Raw genomic sequence first — 17,643 nt, 5'->3', positions numbered from 1 at the left:
TCCGAAAAATCATCATCATGCAAAGACGTCATTTCATCCAGACCGCGGGCGCCAGTGCGGCCGTGTTGGGCGCACCCAGCTTGTTCGCGCAGAGCTGGCCCAGCGGCCCGATCCGCCTTGTGGTCGGTTTCCCGCCGGGCGGCGGCGCCGATGCGCTGGCCCGTGTGGTTGCGCAAAAACTCGGTGTGTTGTGGAACCAGCCGGTGGTCATCGAAAACAAGGCCGGGGCCTCCAGCACACTGGCTGCCGAATACGTGGCGCAGCAGCCCAGCGACGGCAGCACCTTGCTGCTGAGCACCATCAACAGCCACGCGCTGGCACCGGCCGTGATGCCCAAGCTGCGTTACAACGCCGTGAGCGACTTCGTGCCCGTGGCCTTGCTGGGCCTGACGCCCAATCTGCTGATTGCCGCGCCCACGCAAAGTGCCAAAACCGTGAAGGACATCGTGGCCCTGTGCAAGGCGCAGCCAGGCAAGATCACCTTCGGTTCTGCCGGCCCGGGCACGGCCCAGCATTTCGCGCTGGAGCTGTTCAAGCTGCGCGCCAAGATCGATGCCCTGCACGTGCCTTACAAAGGCAGCGCACCTTTGCTGACCGACCTGATTGGCGGGCAGATCCATTACAGCTTCGAGACCATGGCGGCCGCCACGCCGCATGTGACGAGTGGCCGGGTGATTGCTATTGCGCAAACACGCGGCAAACGTGTCAAGGCTTACCCCAACGTACCGACCATGCAGGAGCAGGGTTTCGACAAGTTCGAAACCATGAACTGGTACGGCATCTCCGGCCCGGGCAAACTGCTGCCGGCCATCGCCCGCAAGATGAACCAGGATATCAACACCGTGCTGGCCATGGCCGATGTGCAGGAGAAGTTCGACACCTTTGGCGTCGAAGATGGCGGCGGCTCGATGGAGAAGTACGCGCAGCTGGTGCAGTCCGAGCTGAGCAAATGGGCCAAGGTGGCCAAGGAAGCCAACGTCACGGTTAACGGGTAACGGTTAAAGGCTGAGCGCGACGCCGGTGCGGCGCGCGTGTCTCAGGCCGCGAAGGTCACGCGCGTTTCACCGATACCGTCGAAGCTGGCCACCACCGTGTCACCCGCTTGCGCATGCAGGATGCCGCACCAGGTGCCGGTGGTCACCACGCTGCCGGCCGGCAGCACCTGGCCACCACGTGTGGCGTGGCGCAGCCAGGCGGACAACACATAGGCCGGGTCACCCATGGAATGCGCGCCGCGAAAGACCTGGGTCGGCGCATCGGCGATTGTTACCCGGCACACCTGGGTCGACCAGTCATGCGCCGCCTCAAACGGCACCCAGTCGCCCAGGACCAGCGCGCCATGCGATTGCAGGTCGGCCAGCTTGAGCAGCGCCGGGGCTCCCAGGCCCTGTACCCAGCGCGAATCCACAATCTCGATGGACACCGTCATGGCGTCCATCAGGCGGCAGGCGCTGTCACGGTCCAGTCCTGCGGCGCGTTCCGTATCCACGTCCACCGCCAGGCGCAAGGCAATCTCGGCCTCGATGCCGCGCATCGCAAACGGCCAGCTACTGATCGCCGGGCTGCGCCAGATGCCGTCGGGCGGCAGCGGCGCATGGGTGGCCACGGCCTCACGCGAAGGCCCGCCGGACTTCCAGTGGCGCGGTGTGTGTTGTTTGAACCACTGCAGGCGATCCGCCACACCTTGCTGCACCGCATAAGCCTGACCCTCGCTGCTCACGGGCTGGAGGGCAGGGGTGTGATCGACGGGACGCTGCTGAAGACGTGCCTGAACCAGTGCCTCGATGGTCGACTGGAGAGCGGTTGCGGTCATGACGGGGTGTCCTTTGGTTGGCGTTGGGTAGGCTTCGATTTTCGATGCCGGCCTGGGCGCGAACAAGCCTTCTTTGCGTCAGGGTTGTCGTGACCCGGACCTACACAATGGTGTTGAGGCGCCCCGGTGCGGGTCTTGCGCATCACCACGCTGATGCCGATCAGCGGCCCAAAATGGGGAACAGCTTGAGCAGCCCGCCGGTCATCACCTCGATCGCCAGCGCCGCCAGGATCAGGCCCATCAGCCGGGTCATGACGTTGATGCCGGTTTTGCCCAGCACACGCGCAATCGGGTCGGCCAGTGCAAAACACAGCGCCGTCGCCAGGCCGATCACCACACCGTAACCGACCAGCAGGCCGAGCTGGAAAATACTCTGGGCTTTTTCGGCGTAAATCACCACGGTGGACATGGTGGCCGGGCCGGTGAGCAAGGGGATGGTCAGCGGTACCACTGCGATGCTGGCACCCATCGCCGCTTTCTCCGCGCCGTCCTCCAGTTCATTGGTCTGGATTTTGGCTTCGGCGGGCTGGGCGTTGAGCATGTTCATGGAACTGATCAGCAGCAACATGCCGCCGCCCACCTGGAAGCTGGCCAGCGAAATATTGAAAAATTCCAGAATGCGCAGGCCGAGCAGGGCGCTGGTGGCGATCACAACAAAGGCGCTGAAGGAGGCGGTGATGATGGTGCGCCGCCGCTGCTCCAGCGAAAAACCGCGCGTGTAATGAATGAAAAACGGCACGATGGCCAGTGGGTTGACGATGGCCAGCAGGGTGACCAGAGGTTTGAAATCCATCACGGCCTTTTTTTATATGAGTCAGCAATTTCCCGTTCGAGCCACATTCCGGTTGAGCTGCCGCACCTGCCAGCCGGGGCTGCGGAACCGGCTTTGCCGGGCCGCAGGCGCAGCGCCCCCTCGGGGGGCAGCGACGTACACGCAGTGACGAGCGTGGGGGCCACGTTACCTGCCCCCCGTGATGTCGAGTAGGGCGCCGGTCGTGTAGCTAGATTCCGGCCCCAGCAGCCAGACAATGCTTTGCGCCACTTCTTCGGCCGTGCCGGGGCGCAACATCGGGATCTGTGGCGCCAGCTCGTGGGCGCGGTCGGGCAGGCCGCCCGAGGCGTGGATCTCGGTGTCTATGATGCCGGGGCGCACGGCGTTGACGCGTATGCCTTCGCCCGCCACCTCCTTGGCCAAGCCCACGGTGAACACATCCACCGCACCTTTGGCCGCCGCGTAGTCCACATACTGGGCGGGTGCGCCCAGCCTGGCGGCCACGCTGGAGACATTGACAATCGCGCCGCCTGTACCGCCGTAACGCGTGCTCATGCGTTTGACCGCTTCGCGCGCGCAGACCATGGTGCCTATCACATTGATGTCGAACATGCGTTTGAGGCGCGCCACACTCATGCCATCGACACGTTGGGTCCGGTCCACCACACCGGCGTTGTTGACCAGCGCAGTCAGGCGGCCGAATTTGGCATCGACTTTTTCAAACATCGCCAACACCTGGGCTTCGACGGCCACGTCGGCCTGCACGGTGATGGCGTTGCCGCCGCTCTGACGAATCTGGCGCACAACTTCGTCGGCGGCCAGGGAGTTGGCGCTGTAGTTGACGGCAACCGCATAACCCTGGCGCGCCGCCAGCAAGGCCGTGGCCGCGCCTATGCCGCGTGAACCCCCGGTGATCAAAACAACCTTGGACAAAACCAGTCTCCAGCAAAAAAAGGCCATCCCGGTTACAACCGGGTGGATAGACGCAGCCGGATGCCGCAACAGGCTTCCGGATTAAAGTAGCAAATCAATGTACATCAATCGGCCCCTGCGCCGAACAGGAGACACCCTTGAGCGCGACCATCAGCTATTACTTCACCCCGCAAAGCCCATGGACCTACCTGGGCCACCAACGTTTGCTCGAGATCGCCCAGGCCGCCGGCGCGACTGTGCGGGTGCTGCCCATTGACCTGGGCGGCCAGGTGTTCCCGATCTCCGGCGGTTTGCCGCTGGCCAAACGTGCACCGCAACGCCAGGCCTACCGCCTGGTGGAATTGCGGCGTTATAGCGAATACCTGAACGCCCCGCTCAACATCAAACCCACGTATTTTCCTGTGGCTGGCGACGATGCCTCGCGCCTGATCATTGCGGTTGACATGCACGACGGCGCTGCTGCCGCCCTGCGTGTCGCCGGTGCGGTGTTTGCGGCGGTCTGGGCGCAACAGCGCAACATCGCCGACGACAAAGTGCTGGCAGCGCTGCTGGATGAATGTGGCCTGAACGCCGCGCGGCTGGAGCAGTCGCACAGCCCGGTCGTGCAGCAGCGTTACGAGGCCAACACCCAGGAGGCAATCGACGCCGGGGTGTTTGGTGCGCCCAGTTATGTGATCGACGGGGAGATTTTCTGGGGCCAGGACAGGCTCGATTTTGTGGAACGAAAACTCGGGACGGCGTAAATTCAACACCGGCTTTATTTCAAACGGAACAAGGAGATCAAACATCATGGGTAAATTCATGGACCTCACCGCGGCAGACGGCGTTGTTTTCCCAGCCTACGTGGCCGAACCGGCCGGCAAGGCCCGAGGCGCCGTGGTGGTGGTACAGGAGATCTTCGGCGTCAATTCACACATACGCGCGGTGGCCGACGGTTATGCGGCCGCCGGTTACCTGGCGGTGGCGCCGGCCACGTTTCATCGCGTGCAGGTCGGGGTGGACATGGGTTACACCGAGGCCGACATGAACGCCGGTTTTGCGCTGAAAACCAAGGTCGAAGCCCTGCCGCCGCCGGGTGTGATGCAGGATATCCAGGCCGCCATCAACCATGCGGCGCAAAGCAGCGGCGGCAAGGTTGGCATCGTCGGTTATTGCTGGGGCGGCCTGCTGACTTGGCGTGCCGCCTGCACCTTGTCTGGTTTGTCCGCAGCCGCGCCGTATTACGGTGGCGGCATGACGGTGGGTGACGAACCCGCCAGGCAGCCCGCCTGCCCGGTGATGGTTCACTTCGGCGACCAGGACCACTGGATTCCGCTGGACACCATCGAAGCTTTCAAGAAAGCCCAGCCGGGTGTGCAGGTGTTTGTCTACGCGGCGAACCATGGCTTTAACTGCGACCAGCGCGGCGCCTACAACGAAGCCGCCGCCCAACTGGCCAAAGAACGCACGCTGGCGTTTTTCGCTCAACATCTGGGCTGACCATGGTGCGCAGCCAGGGATGCAAGCCTTTTAGGCCTCTAGCCCATATCTGGCGGGCGCAAGCAGCTATTGTTTTGGTAGCGACTTCGGCTTGGGCGCAGGCCGCCGACTACAGCGGCCCCTTGTTCGATGCACATCTGCATTACAACGTTGAGGCCTGGAACGGCAGTGCCGGCCCCCATTCGCCGGCTGACGTGCTGGCGCGTATGCAGCGCAACGGCGTCAAGGCCATTGTTGCCAACTCGCGGCCCAACGACGGCACCCAGGCGCTGGCGGCGAGTCCGCTGACACGTCAGGCGGGGGTGACGGTGGTGCCGTTTATCCGGCTCTACCGCAATCGCGCCGATTACGACAACTGGTTTCGCGACGAAACGATTTACGACATGGTGCAGGCCGAGTTTGCGCGCGGCGTGACCGGCGCACAGGCCGGACCGTACAAAGGCATTGGTGAATTCCATCTGTACGACAGCGCCAATGCCAACGGGGCTGTCGCCAAAAAGCTGATGCAGTTTGCCGAGAAAAACAAGCTGGCCATCCTCGCGCATGTGGACGACGTGGCCATCGACCTGCTGATGGCGCATGCGCCCCAGGCCAGGCTGATCTGGGCCCACACCGGCATCAGCGGTGTGCCGGTGACACGTGTCGACCAGCTGTTGGCCCGTTACCCAACCCTGATGGGTGAGTTGTCTTACCGGCCTGGGCTGACCTGTGACACGGGCAAGTTATGTGGGGAGTGGCGCACGCTGCTGCTCAAGTACCCGGAGCGTTTCATGATTGGCTCCGACACCTGGGTCAACCAGCGCTGGTTGTATTACGACGAACTCATGCAGGGCTACCGCGCCTGGCTGGGCGACTTGCCGCCCGCGGTGGCGCGCAAGATTGCCTGGGACAATGCGGCCTTGCAGTTTGGTGTGCCATGAAGATGAAGATAAAGACGGCAATTTTCCGCCGGGCCGCCCCAAGGAAAATTAGCCCCCCCGGGGGGCAGGGAGCTACACGCAGTGAGCGAGCGTGGGGGCCATGATGCAGCTGCATTACTACCCCAGTACCGCCTCGATGGCGCCGCACATCCTGCTTGAAGAACTCGGCATCACGTATCGCCGCGTGTTGGTGGACCGCACACAGGACGCGCACAAAACGCCGGCCTATTTGCGGCTCAACCCCAACGGCCTGATCCCGGTGCTGACCGATGGCGAGCTGGTGTTGTATGAAACCGCCGCGATCTGCCTGCATTTGTGCGATACCCACGCCGATGCGGCACTGGCACCGCCGCTGGGTACGGCCGAACGTGCGCATTTCTACAAATGGCTGATGTGGTTGACCAACACCTTGCAGGCCTCGCTGATCACCTACTTTTATCCCGAGCGCTGGGTGGCGCCTGGCAACAGCGCCGGTGCGGCCGAAGTCAAGGCACAAGCCGAAGCCCGAATTGGCGGCCTGCTGGACCAACTGGATGCCGAACTGGCGCGCCACGGCGGCCCCTGGTTCATGGGCCAGACCTACAGCGCGCTGGATGCCTATGTGTTGATGTTGTGTCGCTGGACGCGTCACTTCCCCTCACCCGCGGCGCGCACCCGGCCGCAGCTCGGGCCGTACCTGCAGCGCGTCTTGGCGCGGCCCGCCGTGTTGCGGGTGTTGGCGGCCGAGGAGCTGGTGCCGCCTTTTGTCTAGACGCGGCCGGGCAGGCGCGCTTTCAATAAGGGTTTTGCCGGCGTAAATCGCGGGTCAAACGGTCCAGCCTGTTGTCGGCGGAACGCATGTCGTCGCGGGCCTCGTCCATGCGTCTGTCCGAACGCGAAAGTTGTTCGCGCAGGCTTCTGCGGCGCTCGTCGCTGGTTTTGGCATCGCGCAACTCGGACTGCATGTTTTCCTGCTCGCGTTGCAAACGCACCAGGGTTTTGCGGGTGTCCTGCTGGCGGTAGGCGGCGTCATGGAACAGCCGGAAGTTGGCGTCGACAGGCGCCGGGCATACATGGCCGTAGCTGCGGCCGGCGAGGCCTTCGGTGATGGCGTTGTCCAGGCGGCAATAACTCTGCAGGCCCTGGTCGCGGCCAGCGCGGTAGGTGGCGACATCGACCCGCAGGCCGGCTTTGCTGCAGGATTCGTAATAGTCGGCGCTGCGATCGGCCCGGCCCCGGCTGCCGTCTTGCAGACCCAACTGGCGCCAGTCCGCGGTGGCGCATTCGGCGGGGCTCAAACTTTCGCAACCAGCCAGCAGGGCGGGGAGCAGCAACAACAGATAACGCGGGGACCAGCTCATCAAGGCGCTTTCAGAAAAGGGTAAGACTAGCGGCCGGTGCGGGCCAGATAACGTTTGCGCCAGAACACGGTCACGACGACGACCACCACCACCACCATGACGCCAAAGGTCCACCAAAAGCCGGTGGCCGAATGGATGGCGGGCAGGAACTCGAAGTTCATGCCGAAGAAGCCGGTGATGAAGTTCAGCGGCAAAAACACAGCGGTCAGCGCGGTCAGCGTGCGCATGATGTCGTTGGTGCGGTTGCTTTGTGCGTTGAAATGCATTTGCACCGCGGTTTCGGCGTTTTGCTCCATACGCCGCACATGGTGGACCACGCGTTCTATGTGTTCCAGCACGTCGCGCGAACGGATTTTGAGCAACTCGCGTTCACGTTTGAGAGCTGGCGTTTCGCCTTCGGGCCAGGTCTCAATCGAATCGATCCAGTCCTGCACGGCCGAGCGCTGGTCTTCGCAGATTTCGTCCAGGTGGTGCATGGCCAGCCGCGCGTCCAGCACCGAATTCCAGTTGGTAAACCGTGTCTTAGGCTTGAGCAGCTCGGACTGCCAGTGGTCCAGCTGGCGTGTGAGTTCGCGCCGCAGTTCCAGGTAGCCGTCCACCATGTGGTTGACGATGCGCAACATCAGGTCGGCCGGGCTGGCCGGCAGCTTGACGCCGCTGCCGCGCGCTTCGGTGCTGGTGGCGTTGAGCAGCTTCTGGGCATAAGCGTCGCGCACGGCGCAGTCGGTCGGGTGCACGGTCAGCAAGACCCGGTCAAACACCGCAAAACCCACGGGGCTGGTGTCTATGCGTTTGAGCACGGGCGGCCCGCTGCGTTTCATGCGTTGGTGCAGCGGCTCGCCGGGCTGGCTGAGGTCGGTTTCGGTCTGGCCGGTGGCCAGCCGGCGAAATACCAGAATGTCGTATTGCGAGGTGTAGTCGTAATGCGAGGGCAACTGGTTGTTCAGCAGGTCGGACACATGCAGGTCCACCAGTTGCGTGCCGCACAGGGTTTGCAGGCTGGCCTGGATCTGCGCCTGCAGCACCTCGAACTCGCGCCGCGCACAGGCGATCCAGACAAAACCCTGCGCCGGCAGCTGGGTTGGCAGGTCCGCGGATTCGCTCACGCCCTGGCTGGCGGCGCTGATGTTGAAAACACGCATGGCGGTTTTACCCCTGTTTATGAGTCAAATCGGGCCCTGGCCCATATTAGGTGGTCGCAACCAGCTATTGTTTTGATAGTAAGCGCGTGCCCGCGGTTTGACCAGTTCAGACCTGGCGCAGCTTGCGGGCGGCTTCGATCGCAAAGTAGGTCAAGACCCCATCGGCGCCGGCGCGTTTGAAGGCCAGCAGGCTTTCCAGCATCACCGCGTCGTGGTCCAGCCAGCCGTTTTGCGCCGCCGCCTTGAGCATGGCGTATTCGCCGCTGACCTGGTAGGCAAAGGTCGGCACGCCGAACTCGTCTTTCACGCGGCGCACCACGTCCAGGTAAGGCATGCCGGGTTTGACCATCACCATGTCCGCGCCTTCGGCGATGTCCAGGGCAACTTCGCGCAAGGCTTCGTCGCTGTTGCCCGGGTCCATCTGGTAGGTCTTTTTGTCGCTCTTGCCGAGGTTGGCGGCGGAACCCACGGCATCGCGGAAAGGGCCGTAAAACGCGCTGGCGTATTTGGCGCTGTAGGCCATGATGCGGGTGTGGATCAGCTTGCGCGACTCCAGGGCCTGGCGGATGGCGCCTATGCGGCCGTCCATCATGTCGCTGGGGGCAACAATGTCGACGCCGGCTTCGGCCTGAACCAGCGCCTGGCCGACCAGCATGTCTATGGTCTCGTCGTTGAGGATGTAGCCGTTGTCGTCCGGCAGGCCGTCCTGGCCGTGGCTGGTGAAGGGGTCCAGCGCCACGTCGGTCATCACGCCGAGTTCGGGGAAACGTTTTTTCAGCTCACGCACCACACGCGGCACCAAGCCGTCCGGGTTCAGCGCTTCTTCGCCGTCATAGGTTTTGAGCGAGGCATCAATCACCGGAAACAAGGCCATGACGGGAATGCCCAGTTGCACACACTCTTCGGCCACCGGCAGCAACAAGTCCAGGCTCAGGCGTTCCACGCCGGGCATGGACGGCACGGCCTCGCGGCGTTGCTGGCCTTCGGTGACAAACACCGGGTAAATCAGGTCGTGTGGACTCAGGGCGTTTTCACGCACCAGGTTGCGCGTGAAACTGTCGCGGCGCAGGCGGCGGGGCCGGCTGGCGGGGTAGGGGGCATAAGCAGTCGTCATGGGCAAATTTTGCCATGGCCCCTGATTTGTGGGGCGCGCCAACGTGCGGACAAAAAAATGCCCGGTTGACGCAAGGTCAGCCGGGCCTGGAAGCCTTTTTGCTGTGACACCTAAAGGCACCCGCTCAGGGAGGAAAAGCGGGATGCTGCCACCAAAAGGTAACAACACTCGGCAAGTGTAGCCAAGCCTGGCGGGTGTGACAAGCACCGGCCGGCAAGCGGTCTGCAGGGGCTTGTGGCGCTGGCCGCTCCCGGCAGGCCTGCGGGCTACACTCGCACCATGCTTTGGGTCAAATCACTTCACATTGTTTTTGTCGCCAGCTGGTTTGCTGGCTTGTTGTATTTGCCGCGTATTTTTGTGAACCTGGCCATGGTGCCGCCGGAAAGCGTCGCCGAAGAGGCGCGCCTGATCCTGATGGCGCGCAAGCTCCAGCGCTTCACCACCCTGCTGGCGGTGCCGGCGCTGGTGTTGGGCCTGTGGTTGTACCTGGGTTACGGCATAGGTCGCGGCCCAGGCAACGGCTGGATGCACGCCAAGCTCGCCGTGGTGGTGCTGGCCATCGGTTACCACCACGCCTGCGGTCGCCTGCTGGCCAAATTTGTTGCCAAGCGCAACACCCGCAGCCATGTCTGGTTGCGCTGGTTCAACGAAGTGCCGGTGGTACTTTTGCTGGCCGCGGTCATCCTGGTGGTGGTCAAGCCCTTCTAATCACATACAAGAGCCAGAGTGCATCCCCCGAATTCACCAGCAGACGCGGGCGAACCGGCTTCGCCGGGCGCCACGCGTCGTCCCCTGCAAGGGGAGGCAGAAGGACACGTAGCGCAGCGCAGTGAGGATGTCAGGGGTGTGCGAGCAGCCAGTTGGCCGCTGGCGCTGGCCATGGTTTGCCTGATTGTTTATGCCAGCCTCTATCCTTTTGCCGACTGGCGCAACCAGGGTATTTCGCCGCTGACTTTTCTGACTGCGCCCCTGCCGCGGTACTGGACCGGCTTTGACGTGGGCATCAACCTCGCCGGTTACGCGCCGCTGGGCTTTTTGCTGGCGCTGTCGGCGCGCAGCGGCCGCCTCCGCTGGACCATCAGTGTGGCGGTGTTGGGCGCCGGGGCCTTGTCGCTGACCATGGAAACCTTGCAGAGTTACCTGCCCTCGCGTGTGCCCTCCAATGTGGACTTTGTGCTCAACACGGCCGGTGCCTGGCTGGGCGCCTGCAGCGCCTGGCTGATGGAAAAAGCCGGCGCCCTGGCGCGCTGGAACCGTGTGCGCTCGCGCTGGTTTGTCGGGGAATCCCGCGGTGCGCTGGTGCTGCTGGCCTTGTGGCCGGTGGCATTGCTGTTTCCGGCCGCGGTGCCGCTGGGGCTGGGCCAGGTGATCGAGCGTCTGGAATTTGCGCTGGCCGAAGCCCTGGCCGACACTCCGTTTCTGGAGTGGCTGCCGGTGCGCGACATCGAGCTGCAGCCGCTGGTGCCCGGCGCCGAAGTGCTGTGTGTGGCGCTGGGCGCGCTGATTCCCTGTCTGCTGGGTTATTGCGTGTTACGCACGCTGGCGCAACGCGCGGTGTTTCTGCTGCTGACACTGGCCGTTGGTCTGGGGCTGACGGCCTTGTCCGCCGCCCTCAGTTATGGCCCCGAACATGCCTGGGTCTGGCTGGACTTGCCGGTGCAGGTGGGTGTGGGGCTGGGCGGTGCGCTGGCCTTGCTGCTGCTGCCTTTGCCGCGCCGGGTCAGCGCCGCCTTGCTGCTGGTGGCCTTGTGTGTGCACCTGTCGCTGTTGAACCAGGCGCCGGCCGGCCCGTATTTTGCCGAGACCCTGCAAATCTGGGAGCAGGGGCGTTTTGTCCGTTTCAACGGCCTGGTGCAGTGGCTGGGTTGGTTGTGGCCGTATGCCGTGCTGGTTTATGGGCTGGTGTATTTGTCCTCTCGAACCATGCCCACATCCACAGAAAAGTAAAATCGGGCCATGACCCCAAGCCGTACTGCAGACCTGACCCCGCCGGACTCTTATTACCAGCGGCACATCTTTTTTTGTCTGAACCAGCGTGACAGCGCGGAAGACAGCTGTGCCAACCACCGCGCCCAGGAAGGTTTTGACCGCTGCAAGGCGCAGGTCAAGGCCGCCGGCCTGGCTGGACCTGGCCAGGTGCGCGTCAACAAGGCCGGTTGCCTGGACCGCTGTGCGGCCGGGCCGGTGGCCGTGGTGTATCCCGAGGCGGTCTGGTACACCTATGTGGACAGCCACGATATTGATGAAATTGTCGAGTCACACCTGAAGAACGGCCAGGTGGTCGAGCGCCTGCTGGTGCCCGCACACCTGGGGCGTTGATTCCGCGTCCACCCGTCGCAGGTCGAAAGATCAGTGTGTTTTATGCCTCTGGCCCTTTGTGGTCGGGCGCAAGAAGCTATTGTTTTTGTAGCGTTTCTCACCCAGCAAAGGTCGCCCCTTGAACGCCCATACTGAAAGAAGCAGTTTTCCCGGCCCGGCCGGTGCCATCGAGATGGCGCTGGATGCCCCGACCGGCCCCTCGCGCGGCGTGGCTGTCATCGCCCACCCGCATCCGCTGTTCGGCGGCACCCTGGACAACAAGGTGGTGCAGACGCTGGCACGCGCGTTTACCCAGAGCGGCTGGACCGCCGTGCGCTTCAATTTCCGCGGGGTGGGCGCCAGCGGCGGCGTGCATGACGAGGGCCGTGGCGAGATCGACGACATGCTGGCCGTGGTGCAGCAGGTGGCGCCCGAAGGCGCGCTGGCGCTGGCCGGTTTTTCCTTTGGTGCGTTTGTGACCTCGCATGTGTTCACACGGTTGTCGGCCGCGCGCCCGATAAACCGGCTGGTGCTGGTCGGCACCGCCGCCAGCCGTTTCACGGTGGCGACCATCCCCGAGGCCGCGCACGAACAGACGCTGGTGATCCACGGCGAGCAGGACGACACCGTGCCGCTGCAGGCGGTGCTGGACTGGGCGCGCCCGGGGGCACTCCCTGTTACGGTTGTCCCGGGGGGCAGTCATTTCTTTCATGGACAATTGCCGCTGCTGAAAACACTTGTGGTGCGCCACTTGCGATGACTTCTCCTGCTCTTTTCTGTCTGTCTTTTTCCGCTTTTCCACTTCCAGGTTCTATTTCCCCATGCATCGTTTTTTGACAGCTTTCCGCGGCCTGGCCGCTTCGCTGGCCCTTGTGTCTTTCGTCGCCGTTTCGCCAGCGGCTCATGCCCAGATGCCGCAGCCGCCCGAAGTGGCGGCTCGCTCTTATCTGCTGCTGGACATCACGGCCAACCAGATCCTGGCGGCCAAGGACATTGACTCCCCGGTCGAGCCGGCCTCGCTGACCAAGCTGATGACCGAGTACCTGGTGTTTGATGCGCTCAAATCCAAAAAAATCGATCTCAAGCAAACTTTCGGCGTCAGCGAGCGGGCCTGGAAAATGCCGGGCTCCCGCATGTTCATCGACCCGAAAATGAAGGTGCCCGTGGAAGACCTGATCAAGGGCATGATTGTGCAGTCGGGCAATGACGCCACCATGGCGCTGGCCGAAGGGGTGGGCGGCACCGCCGAGAACTTTGTCAGGCTCATGAACGAGCAGGCCAAGGCGCTGGGCATGAACGCCACCAGTTACAAAAACCCCGAAGGCCTGACCGAACCCGGTCACACCACCACCGCGCGCGACCTGAGCATTCTTTCTACCCGCTTGATGCAGGATTTTCCTGATTACATGGGGTTTTCTGCGATCAAGAAGTACCGTTACCCGGGCACGCCTGCGGCCAACGACACCAACCGCAACACCTTGCTGTTTCGCGATCCCACAGTGGACGGCCTGAAAACCGGCCATACCAACGCGGCCGGCTACTGCATGATTGCCACCGCCCAGCGCGACTTCCCCAACCTCGGTGCCGCCGGCGCCCCGGGTGGCCGGCGCCTGCTGGCGATTGTGCTCGGCACCTCCAGCGACAGCGCCCGTGCCAACGAATCGCAAAAACTGCTGAATTGGGGTTACACCGCCTTCGAGGCCGTCAAGCTGTTTGACGCCGGGCAGGCCGTGGCTTCGCCCAGTGTCTGGAAAGGGAAATCCAGCACCGTCAAGCTGGGCCGTCCGCAGGCCATCGTGATCGCCGTCGCGGCCGGCAGCTCGGCCAAGGTCCAGACCCAGGTGGCCCGGCCGGATCCGCTGGTGGCGCCTTTTGCCAAGGGTCAGGCCCTGGGCACACTGAAAGTCACCCTGGGTGGTGGCCAGACCGTGGTTGATGTTCCTCTGGTGGCGCTGGAAGCGGTCGAAGAGGCCGGTATCCTGGGTCGCGCCTGGGACGCGGTCCGGCTCTGGATCAAATAAGCCCGTTGTGTACGGCCTGCGGGCCGGACGGGCTGGTTTGGGGGCGGCCACCTATCGGTCAGATTTGCAGGTCGGCCCCCGAACTGCTACACTCGAGGGCTTTTCCGGAATTTCCGGGGAGATTCACGTTTTCACGTAAATATTCACGTATTTAGTCAAGTCAGATATCAGACGTTTAGGGACGTTTTTACATGCCAACCATTAATCAGCTAGTGCGTCAGGGGCGCGAGGTCGAAAAGATCAAGTCCAAGAGTCCTGCCATGCAGAACTCGCCCCAGCGGCGCGGTGTGTGCACCCGTGTGTACACCACCACCCCCAAGAAGCCCAACTCCGCTCTGCGTAAAGTCGCCAAAGTGCGCCTGACCAACGGATTTGAAATCATTTCCTACATCGGCGGCGAAGGCCACAACCTGCAGGAACACAGCGTCGTGCTGGTTCGCGGCGGTCGTGTCAAGGATTTGCCCGGTGTGCGTTACCACATCGTTCGTGGATCGCTCGATTTGCAAGGCGTGAAAGACCGCAAGCAGTCGCGTTCCAAGTACGGTGCGAAGAAGCCAAAGGCCAAATAAGCCAAGCCGGCTCGGGTTGTATGGCCCGCGCCAGAAGAGGTTGTCATGACGTCTTCAAAAACAGGTGCTTAACCCATCAGGCAGATGTGTTGAGCGAAGTGACCCAAGTGCAAATAGTTGTGCCGGTCGAGTAAGTGAGGGTTTGCTAACTCTCGCGGTGCTGCCAGAAGCAGTGCCAACTGAAGCAAAGAGGTGAAAAAATGCCACGTCGTCGCGAAGTCCCTAAACGTGAAATTCTTCCTGATCCTAAATACGGCAATGTTGACCTTGCCAAATTTATGAACGTGATCATGCAAGGCGGCAAAAAAGCCGTCGCAGAGCGCATCATTTATGGCGCGCTCGACTTTATCGAGAAAAAGAATCCAGGCAAAGACCCGCTGGAAGCTTTCCACATGGCCATCGGCAACATCAAGCCCATGGTTGAAGTGAAATCCCGTCGCGTTGGTGGTGCCAACTACCAGGTGCCGGTTGAAGTGCGTCCTGTCCGTCGTATGGCTTTGGCCATGCGCTGGTTGAAAGAAGCCGCCAAAAAGCGCGGTGAGAAGTCCATGTCCCTGCGTTTGGCCAATGAGCTGATGGAAGCGACCGAAGGTCGTGGCGGTGCCATGAAAAAGCGTGACGAAGTTCACCGCATGGCCGAAGCCAACAAGGCGTTCAGCCACTTCCGCTTCTAATCATCGATTGCAGTGTTGACTGCGTTGATTTGACGGGTTGCCGACCGGTCTGCAAGGTGTTCAAACCTTGATTCCTGGCGGTTCAACCCCAACTTCTGCCGGCTCGGTGCCAAAAGCGCCCAGCCGGCAGACGCGTAGAAAAACCAGAGAGATATCTTGGCAACGAGTCTTTGTTCGTAACATCGAACTGAAAGTAATTTATGTCCCGCGCTACCCCCATTAAAAACTACCGCAATATTGGTATTTCCGCGCACATCGACGCTGGCAAAACCACCACCACCGAGCGGATCCTTTTTTACACCGGCGTTAGCCACAAGATTGGTGAAGTGCATGATGGCGCTGCCACCATGGACTGGATGGAGCAGGAGCAGGAGCGTGGCATCACGATCACTTCCGCTGCGACCACCTGCTTCTGGAAAGGCATGGACAAGTCCTTCCCCGAGCACCGCATCAACATCATTGACACCCCTGGCCACGTTGACTTCACGATTGAAGTCGAGCGTTCCATGCGCGTGCTGGATGGCGCTTGCATGGTTTACTGCGCAGTGGGTGGCGTTCAGCCCCAGTCCGAGACCGTCTGGCGTCAGGCCAACAAATACAAGGTGCCACGTCTGGCCTTTGTGAACAAGATGGACCGCACCGGCGCCAACTTCTTCAAAGTGGTTGAGGGCATGAAGCTGCGCCTGAAGGCCAACCCTGTTCCCATGGTCATCCCTATTGGCGCTGAAGAAAACTTCACCGGCGTGGTCGATCTGATCATGATGAAAGCCATCATCTGGGATGAAGCTTCGCAAGGCATGAAGTTCGAGTACCGTGAAATTCCAGCTGAATTGCTGGAGTTGGCCAAGGAATGGCGCGAGAAGATGGTCGAGGCTGCCGCCGAGGCCAACGAAGAGCTCATGAACAAATACCTCGAAGAGGGTGATCTGAGCGAAGAAGAGATCAAGTTCGGCATTCGCACGCGTACCATCGCCAGCGAAATCCAGCCGATGTACTGCGGTTCTGCCTTCAAGAACAAGGGTGTGCAGCGTATGCTGGACGCCGTGATTGATTTCATGCCGTCGCCTATCGATATTCCGCCTGTCAAAGGTACGGATGACGATGAAGCGCCTGTGACCCGCAAAGCCGACGACACAGAGAAATTTGCGGCACTGGCATTCAAGCTGATGACCGATCCGTTTGTGGGTCAGCTCACCTTCGTGCGCGTTTATTCCGGCGTGCTGAAAAAAGGCGACACCGTTTACAACCCGATCAAGGGCAAAAAAGAACGTATTGGCCGTATCGTGCAGATGCACGCCAATGAACGCCTGGAAGTCAGCGAAATCGTTGCCGGTGACATTGCTGCCTGCGTCGGTTTGAAAGACGTGACCACCGGCGAGACGCTGTGTGATCCCGATGCCATCATCATGCTGGAGCGCATGGTGTTCCCTGAGCCCGTGATTGCACAGGCCGTGGAACCCAAGACCAAGGCTGACCAGGAAAAAATGGGTATCGCATTGCAGCGTCTGGCCGCAGAAGATCCGTCTTTCCGCGTCAAAACCGACGAAGAGTCGGGCCAGACCATCATTGCCGGTATGGGCGAGTTGCATCTGGAAATTATTGTCGACCGCATGAAGCGCGAGTTCGGTGTGGAAGCCAACGTCGGCAAGCCGCAAGTGGCTTACCGCGAAACCATCCGCAAGACCATCGAAGATGCCGAAGGCAAGTTTGTGCGTCAGTCCGGTGGTAAAGGCCAATACGGTCACGTGGTGCTCAAGATTGAGCCCAATGAGCCGGGCAAGGGCATCGAATTTATCGACGCGATCAAGGGCGGTGTGGTTCCTCGCGAATACATCCCTGCGGTTGAAAAAGGCATCCACGAGGCTGTGACTTCGGGCGTGCTGGCCGGTTATCCGGTGGTGGACGTCAAGGTCACGCTGCATTTCGGTTCCTACCACGATGTGGACTCGAACGAAATGGCCTTCAAGATGGCTGCCATCTTTGGTTTCAAAGAAGGTTGCCGCAAGGCTGGCCCGGTGATTCTGGAGCCGATGATGTCCGTCGAGGTGGAAACACCAGAAGACTACGCGGGCAACGTGATGGGCGATTTGTCCTCACGCCGCGGCATGGTGCAGGGCATGGAAGACATGATTGGTGGCGGTAAAGCCATCAAGGCCGAAGTGCCATTGTCTGAAATGTTTGGCTACTCGACCACCTTGCGTTCCGCTACGCAAGGTCGTGCCACCTACTCGATGGAGTTCAAGCACTACTCGGAAGCCCCGCGTAACGTGTCGGAAGCCATCATGGCTGCGCGCGCCAAGTAAGTAAAAAAGAAGCCGGTTTCACAAGAGACCGGCTTCACCATTCCTTGTCTGCGATTGTGTGCCGCTTTGTACCCGTGCGAAGCGAATCAGCAACACAGTGCAGACGTTAAACCGTACACGGGCATGTTCTTTCTCTGGAGTTAAAAATGGCAAAAGGCAAATTTGAGCGGTCCAAACCGCACGTCAACGTCGGCACGATCGGCCACGTGGACCATGGCAAGACGACCCTGACGGCGGCCATCACCTCAGTGCTGGCAGCCAAGTT

At 61.6% G+C, this 17,643-nt stretch carries 20 protein-coding genes; 14 read left to right on the top strand and 6 right to left on the bottom strand.

The window, feature by feature from the left end:
* Positions 1-17: 17 nt before the first annotated feature.
* On the top strand, positions 18-995 hold the full coding sequence (locus tag R6254_RS00100) for a Bug family tripartite tricarboxylate transporter substrate binding protein (protein WP_318403567.1): 978 nt from the start codon (positions 18-20) through the stop codon (positions 993-995).
* 41 nt (positions 996-1,036) lie between these two features.
* On the opposite strand, the gene R6254_RS00095 is transcribed toward R6254_RS00100, so the two are convergent.
* The 3 genes from R6254_RS00095 to R6254_RS00085 form a co-directional block, all read right to left on the bottom strand.
* The gene (locus R6254_RS00095) at positions 1,037-1,813 is read right to left on the bottom strand and encodes a 2-keto-4-pentenoate hydratase (RefSeq protein WP_318403566.1); all 777 of its coding nucleotides are present in this window, start codon (positions 1,811-1,813) and stop codon (positions 1,037-1,039) included.
* 160 nt (positions 1,814-1,973) lie between these two features.
* Positions 1,974-2,606, bottom strand: coding sequence for a MarC family protein (locus R6254_RS00090; RefSeq protein ID WP_318403565.1), 633 nt, complete (start codon positions 2,604-2,606; stop codon positions 1,974-1,976).
* A 165-nt stretch (positions 2,607-2,771) separates the two neighbouring features.
* Positions 2,772-3,518 carry an SDR family oxidoreductase gene (locus tag R6254_RS00085; RefSeq protein WP_318403564.1) on the bottom strand — a complete coding sequence of 249 codons (747 nt, stop codon included), beginning with the start codon at positions 3,516-3,518 and terminating at the stop codon, positions 2,772-2,774.
* Between the two features lie 137 nt (positions 3,519-3,655).
* Between R6254_RS00085 and R6254_RS00080 the strand changes: the two genes are divergently transcribed.
* The 4 genes from R6254_RS00080 to R6254_RS00065 all read left to right on the top strand — a co-directional run bounded on the left by R6254_RS00080 (position 3,656) and on the right by R6254_RS00065 (position 6,668).
* Positions 3,656-4,261: a 2-hydroxychromene-2-carboxylate isomerase gene (locus R6254_RS00080; protein WP_318403563.1), complete on the top strand. Its 606-nt coding sequence runs from the start codon at positions 3,656-3,658 to the stop codon at positions 4,259-4,261.
* A gap of 46 nt (positions 4,262-4,307) precedes the next feature.
* Positions 4,308-4,997 (top strand): dienelactone hydrolase family protein, encoded by a 690-nt coding sequence (locus R6254_RS00075; protein ID WP_318403562.1) that lies wholly within the window; start codon positions 4,308-4,310, stop codon positions 4,995-4,997.
* A 2-nt stretch (positions 4,998-4,999) separates the two neighbouring features.
* Complete coding sequence (locus R6254_RS00070; protein ID WP_318403561.1) at positions 5,000-5,917, top strand: amidohydrolase family protein; 918 nt, start codon at positions 5,000-5,002, stop codon at positions 5,915-5,917.
* A 100-nt stretch (positions 5,918-6,017) separates the two neighbouring features.
* On the top strand, positions 6,018-6,668 hold the full coding sequence (locus tag R6254_RS00065) for a glutathione S-transferase family protein (protein ID WP_318403560.1): 651 nt from the start codon (positions 6,018-6,020) through the stop codon (positions 6,666-6,668).
* A 22-nt stretch (positions 6,669-6,690) separates the two neighbouring features.
* Here R6254_RS00065 and R6254_RS00060 read toward each other — a convergent pair whose 3' ends face one another.
* The 3 genes from R6254_RS00060 to hemB form a co-directional block, all read right to left on the bottom strand.
* Positions 6,691-7,257: a DUF2799 domain-containing protein gene (locus R6254_RS00060; protein ID WP_318404320.1), complete on the bottom strand. Its 567-nt coding sequence runs from the start codon at positions 7,255-7,257 to the stop codon at positions 6,691-6,693.
* Between the two features lie 26 nt (positions 7,258-7,283).
* Complete coding sequence (locus R6254_RS00055) at positions 7,284-8,399, bottom strand: magnesium transporter CorA family protein (RefSeq protein WP_318403559.1); 1,116 nt, start codon at positions 8,397-8,399, stop codon at positions 7,284-7,286.
* Between the two features lie 106 nt (positions 8,400-8,505).
* On the bottom strand, positions 8,506-9,513 hold the full coding sequence (hemB, locus tag R6254_RS00050; RefSeq protein WP_318403558.1) for a porphobilinogen synthase: 1,008 nt from the start codon (positions 9,511-9,513) through the stop codon (positions 8,506-8,508).
* A 279-nt stretch (positions 9,514-9,792) separates the two neighbouring features.
* Between hemB and R6254_RS00045 the strand changes: the two genes are divergently transcribed.
* The 9 genes from R6254_RS00045 to R6254_RS00005 form a co-directional block, all read left to right on the top strand.
* A complete protein-coding gene (locus R6254_RS00045) occupies positions 9,793-10,221 on the top strand; it encodes a CopD family protein (protein ID WP_318403557.1) in 429 nt (142 codons plus the stop codon).
* Between the two features lie 171 nt (positions 10,222-10,392).
* Positions 10,393-11,460 (top strand): VanZ family protein, encoded by a 1,068-nt coding sequence (locus tag R6254_RS00040; RefSeq protein ID WP_318404319.1) that lies wholly within the window; start codon positions 10,393-10,395, stop codon positions 11,458-11,460.
* A gap of 9 nt (positions 11,461-11,469) precedes the next feature.
* The gene (locus R6254_RS00035; protein WP_318403556.1) at positions 11,470-11,832 is read left to right on the top strand and encodes a (2Fe-2S) ferredoxin domain-containing protein; all 363 of its coding nucleotides are present in this window, start codon (positions 11,470-11,472) and stop codon (positions 11,830-11,832) included.
* A gap of 118 nt (positions 11,833-11,950) precedes the next feature.
* Positions 11,951-12,571 carry an alpha/beta hydrolase gene (locus R6254_RS00030; protein ID WP_318403555.1) on the top strand — a complete coding sequence of 207 codons (621 nt, stop codon included), beginning with the start codon at positions 11,951-11,953 and terminating at the stop codon, positions 12,569-12,571.
* A 61-nt stretch (positions 12,572-12,632) separates the two neighbouring features.
* Positions 12,633-13,832 carry a D-alanyl-D-alanine carboxypeptidase family protein gene (locus R6254_RS00025; protein ID WP_318403554.1) on the top strand — a complete coding sequence of 400 codons (1,200 nt, stop codon included), beginning with the start codon at positions 12,633-12,635 and terminating at the stop codon, positions 13,830-13,832.
* A gap of 191 nt (positions 13,833-14,023) precedes the next feature.
* Entirely contained in the window at positions 14,024-14,401 is a 378-nt protein-coding gene (rpsL, locus tag R6254_RS00020) for a 30S ribosomal protein S12 (protein ID WP_293595927.1), read from the top strand.
* A gap of 200 nt (positions 14,402-14,601) precedes the next feature.
* On the top strand, positions 14,602-15,075 hold the full coding sequence (gene rpsG / locus R6254_RS00015) for a 30S ribosomal protein S7 (RefSeq protein WP_188710046.1): 474 nt from the start codon (positions 14,602-14,604) through the stop codon (positions 15,073-15,075).
* Positions 15,076-15,275: 200 nt separating this feature from the next.
* The gene (gene fusA, locus R6254_RS00010) at positions 15,276-17,378 is read left to right on the top strand and encodes an elongation factor G (RefSeq protein WP_318403553.1); all 2,103 of its coding nucleotides are present in this window, start codon (positions 15,276-15,278) and stop codon (positions 17,376-17,378) included.
* Between the two features lie 146 nt (positions 17,379-17,524).
* Positions 17,525-17,643 (top strand): GTP-binding protein (locus tag R6254_RS00005; RefSeq protein ID WP_318404318.1); only part of this gene is annotated, 119 nt, incomplete at its 3' end.

This window comes from Polaromonas potterensis (assembly GCF_033446725.1).
Lineage (GTDB): Bacteria > Pseudomonadota > Gammaproteobacteria > Burkholderiales > Burkholderiaceae_C > Polaromonas.
Note: the sequence above shows the minus strand (reverse complement) of the source record. Positions and strands in the feature narration are given on the sequence as shown.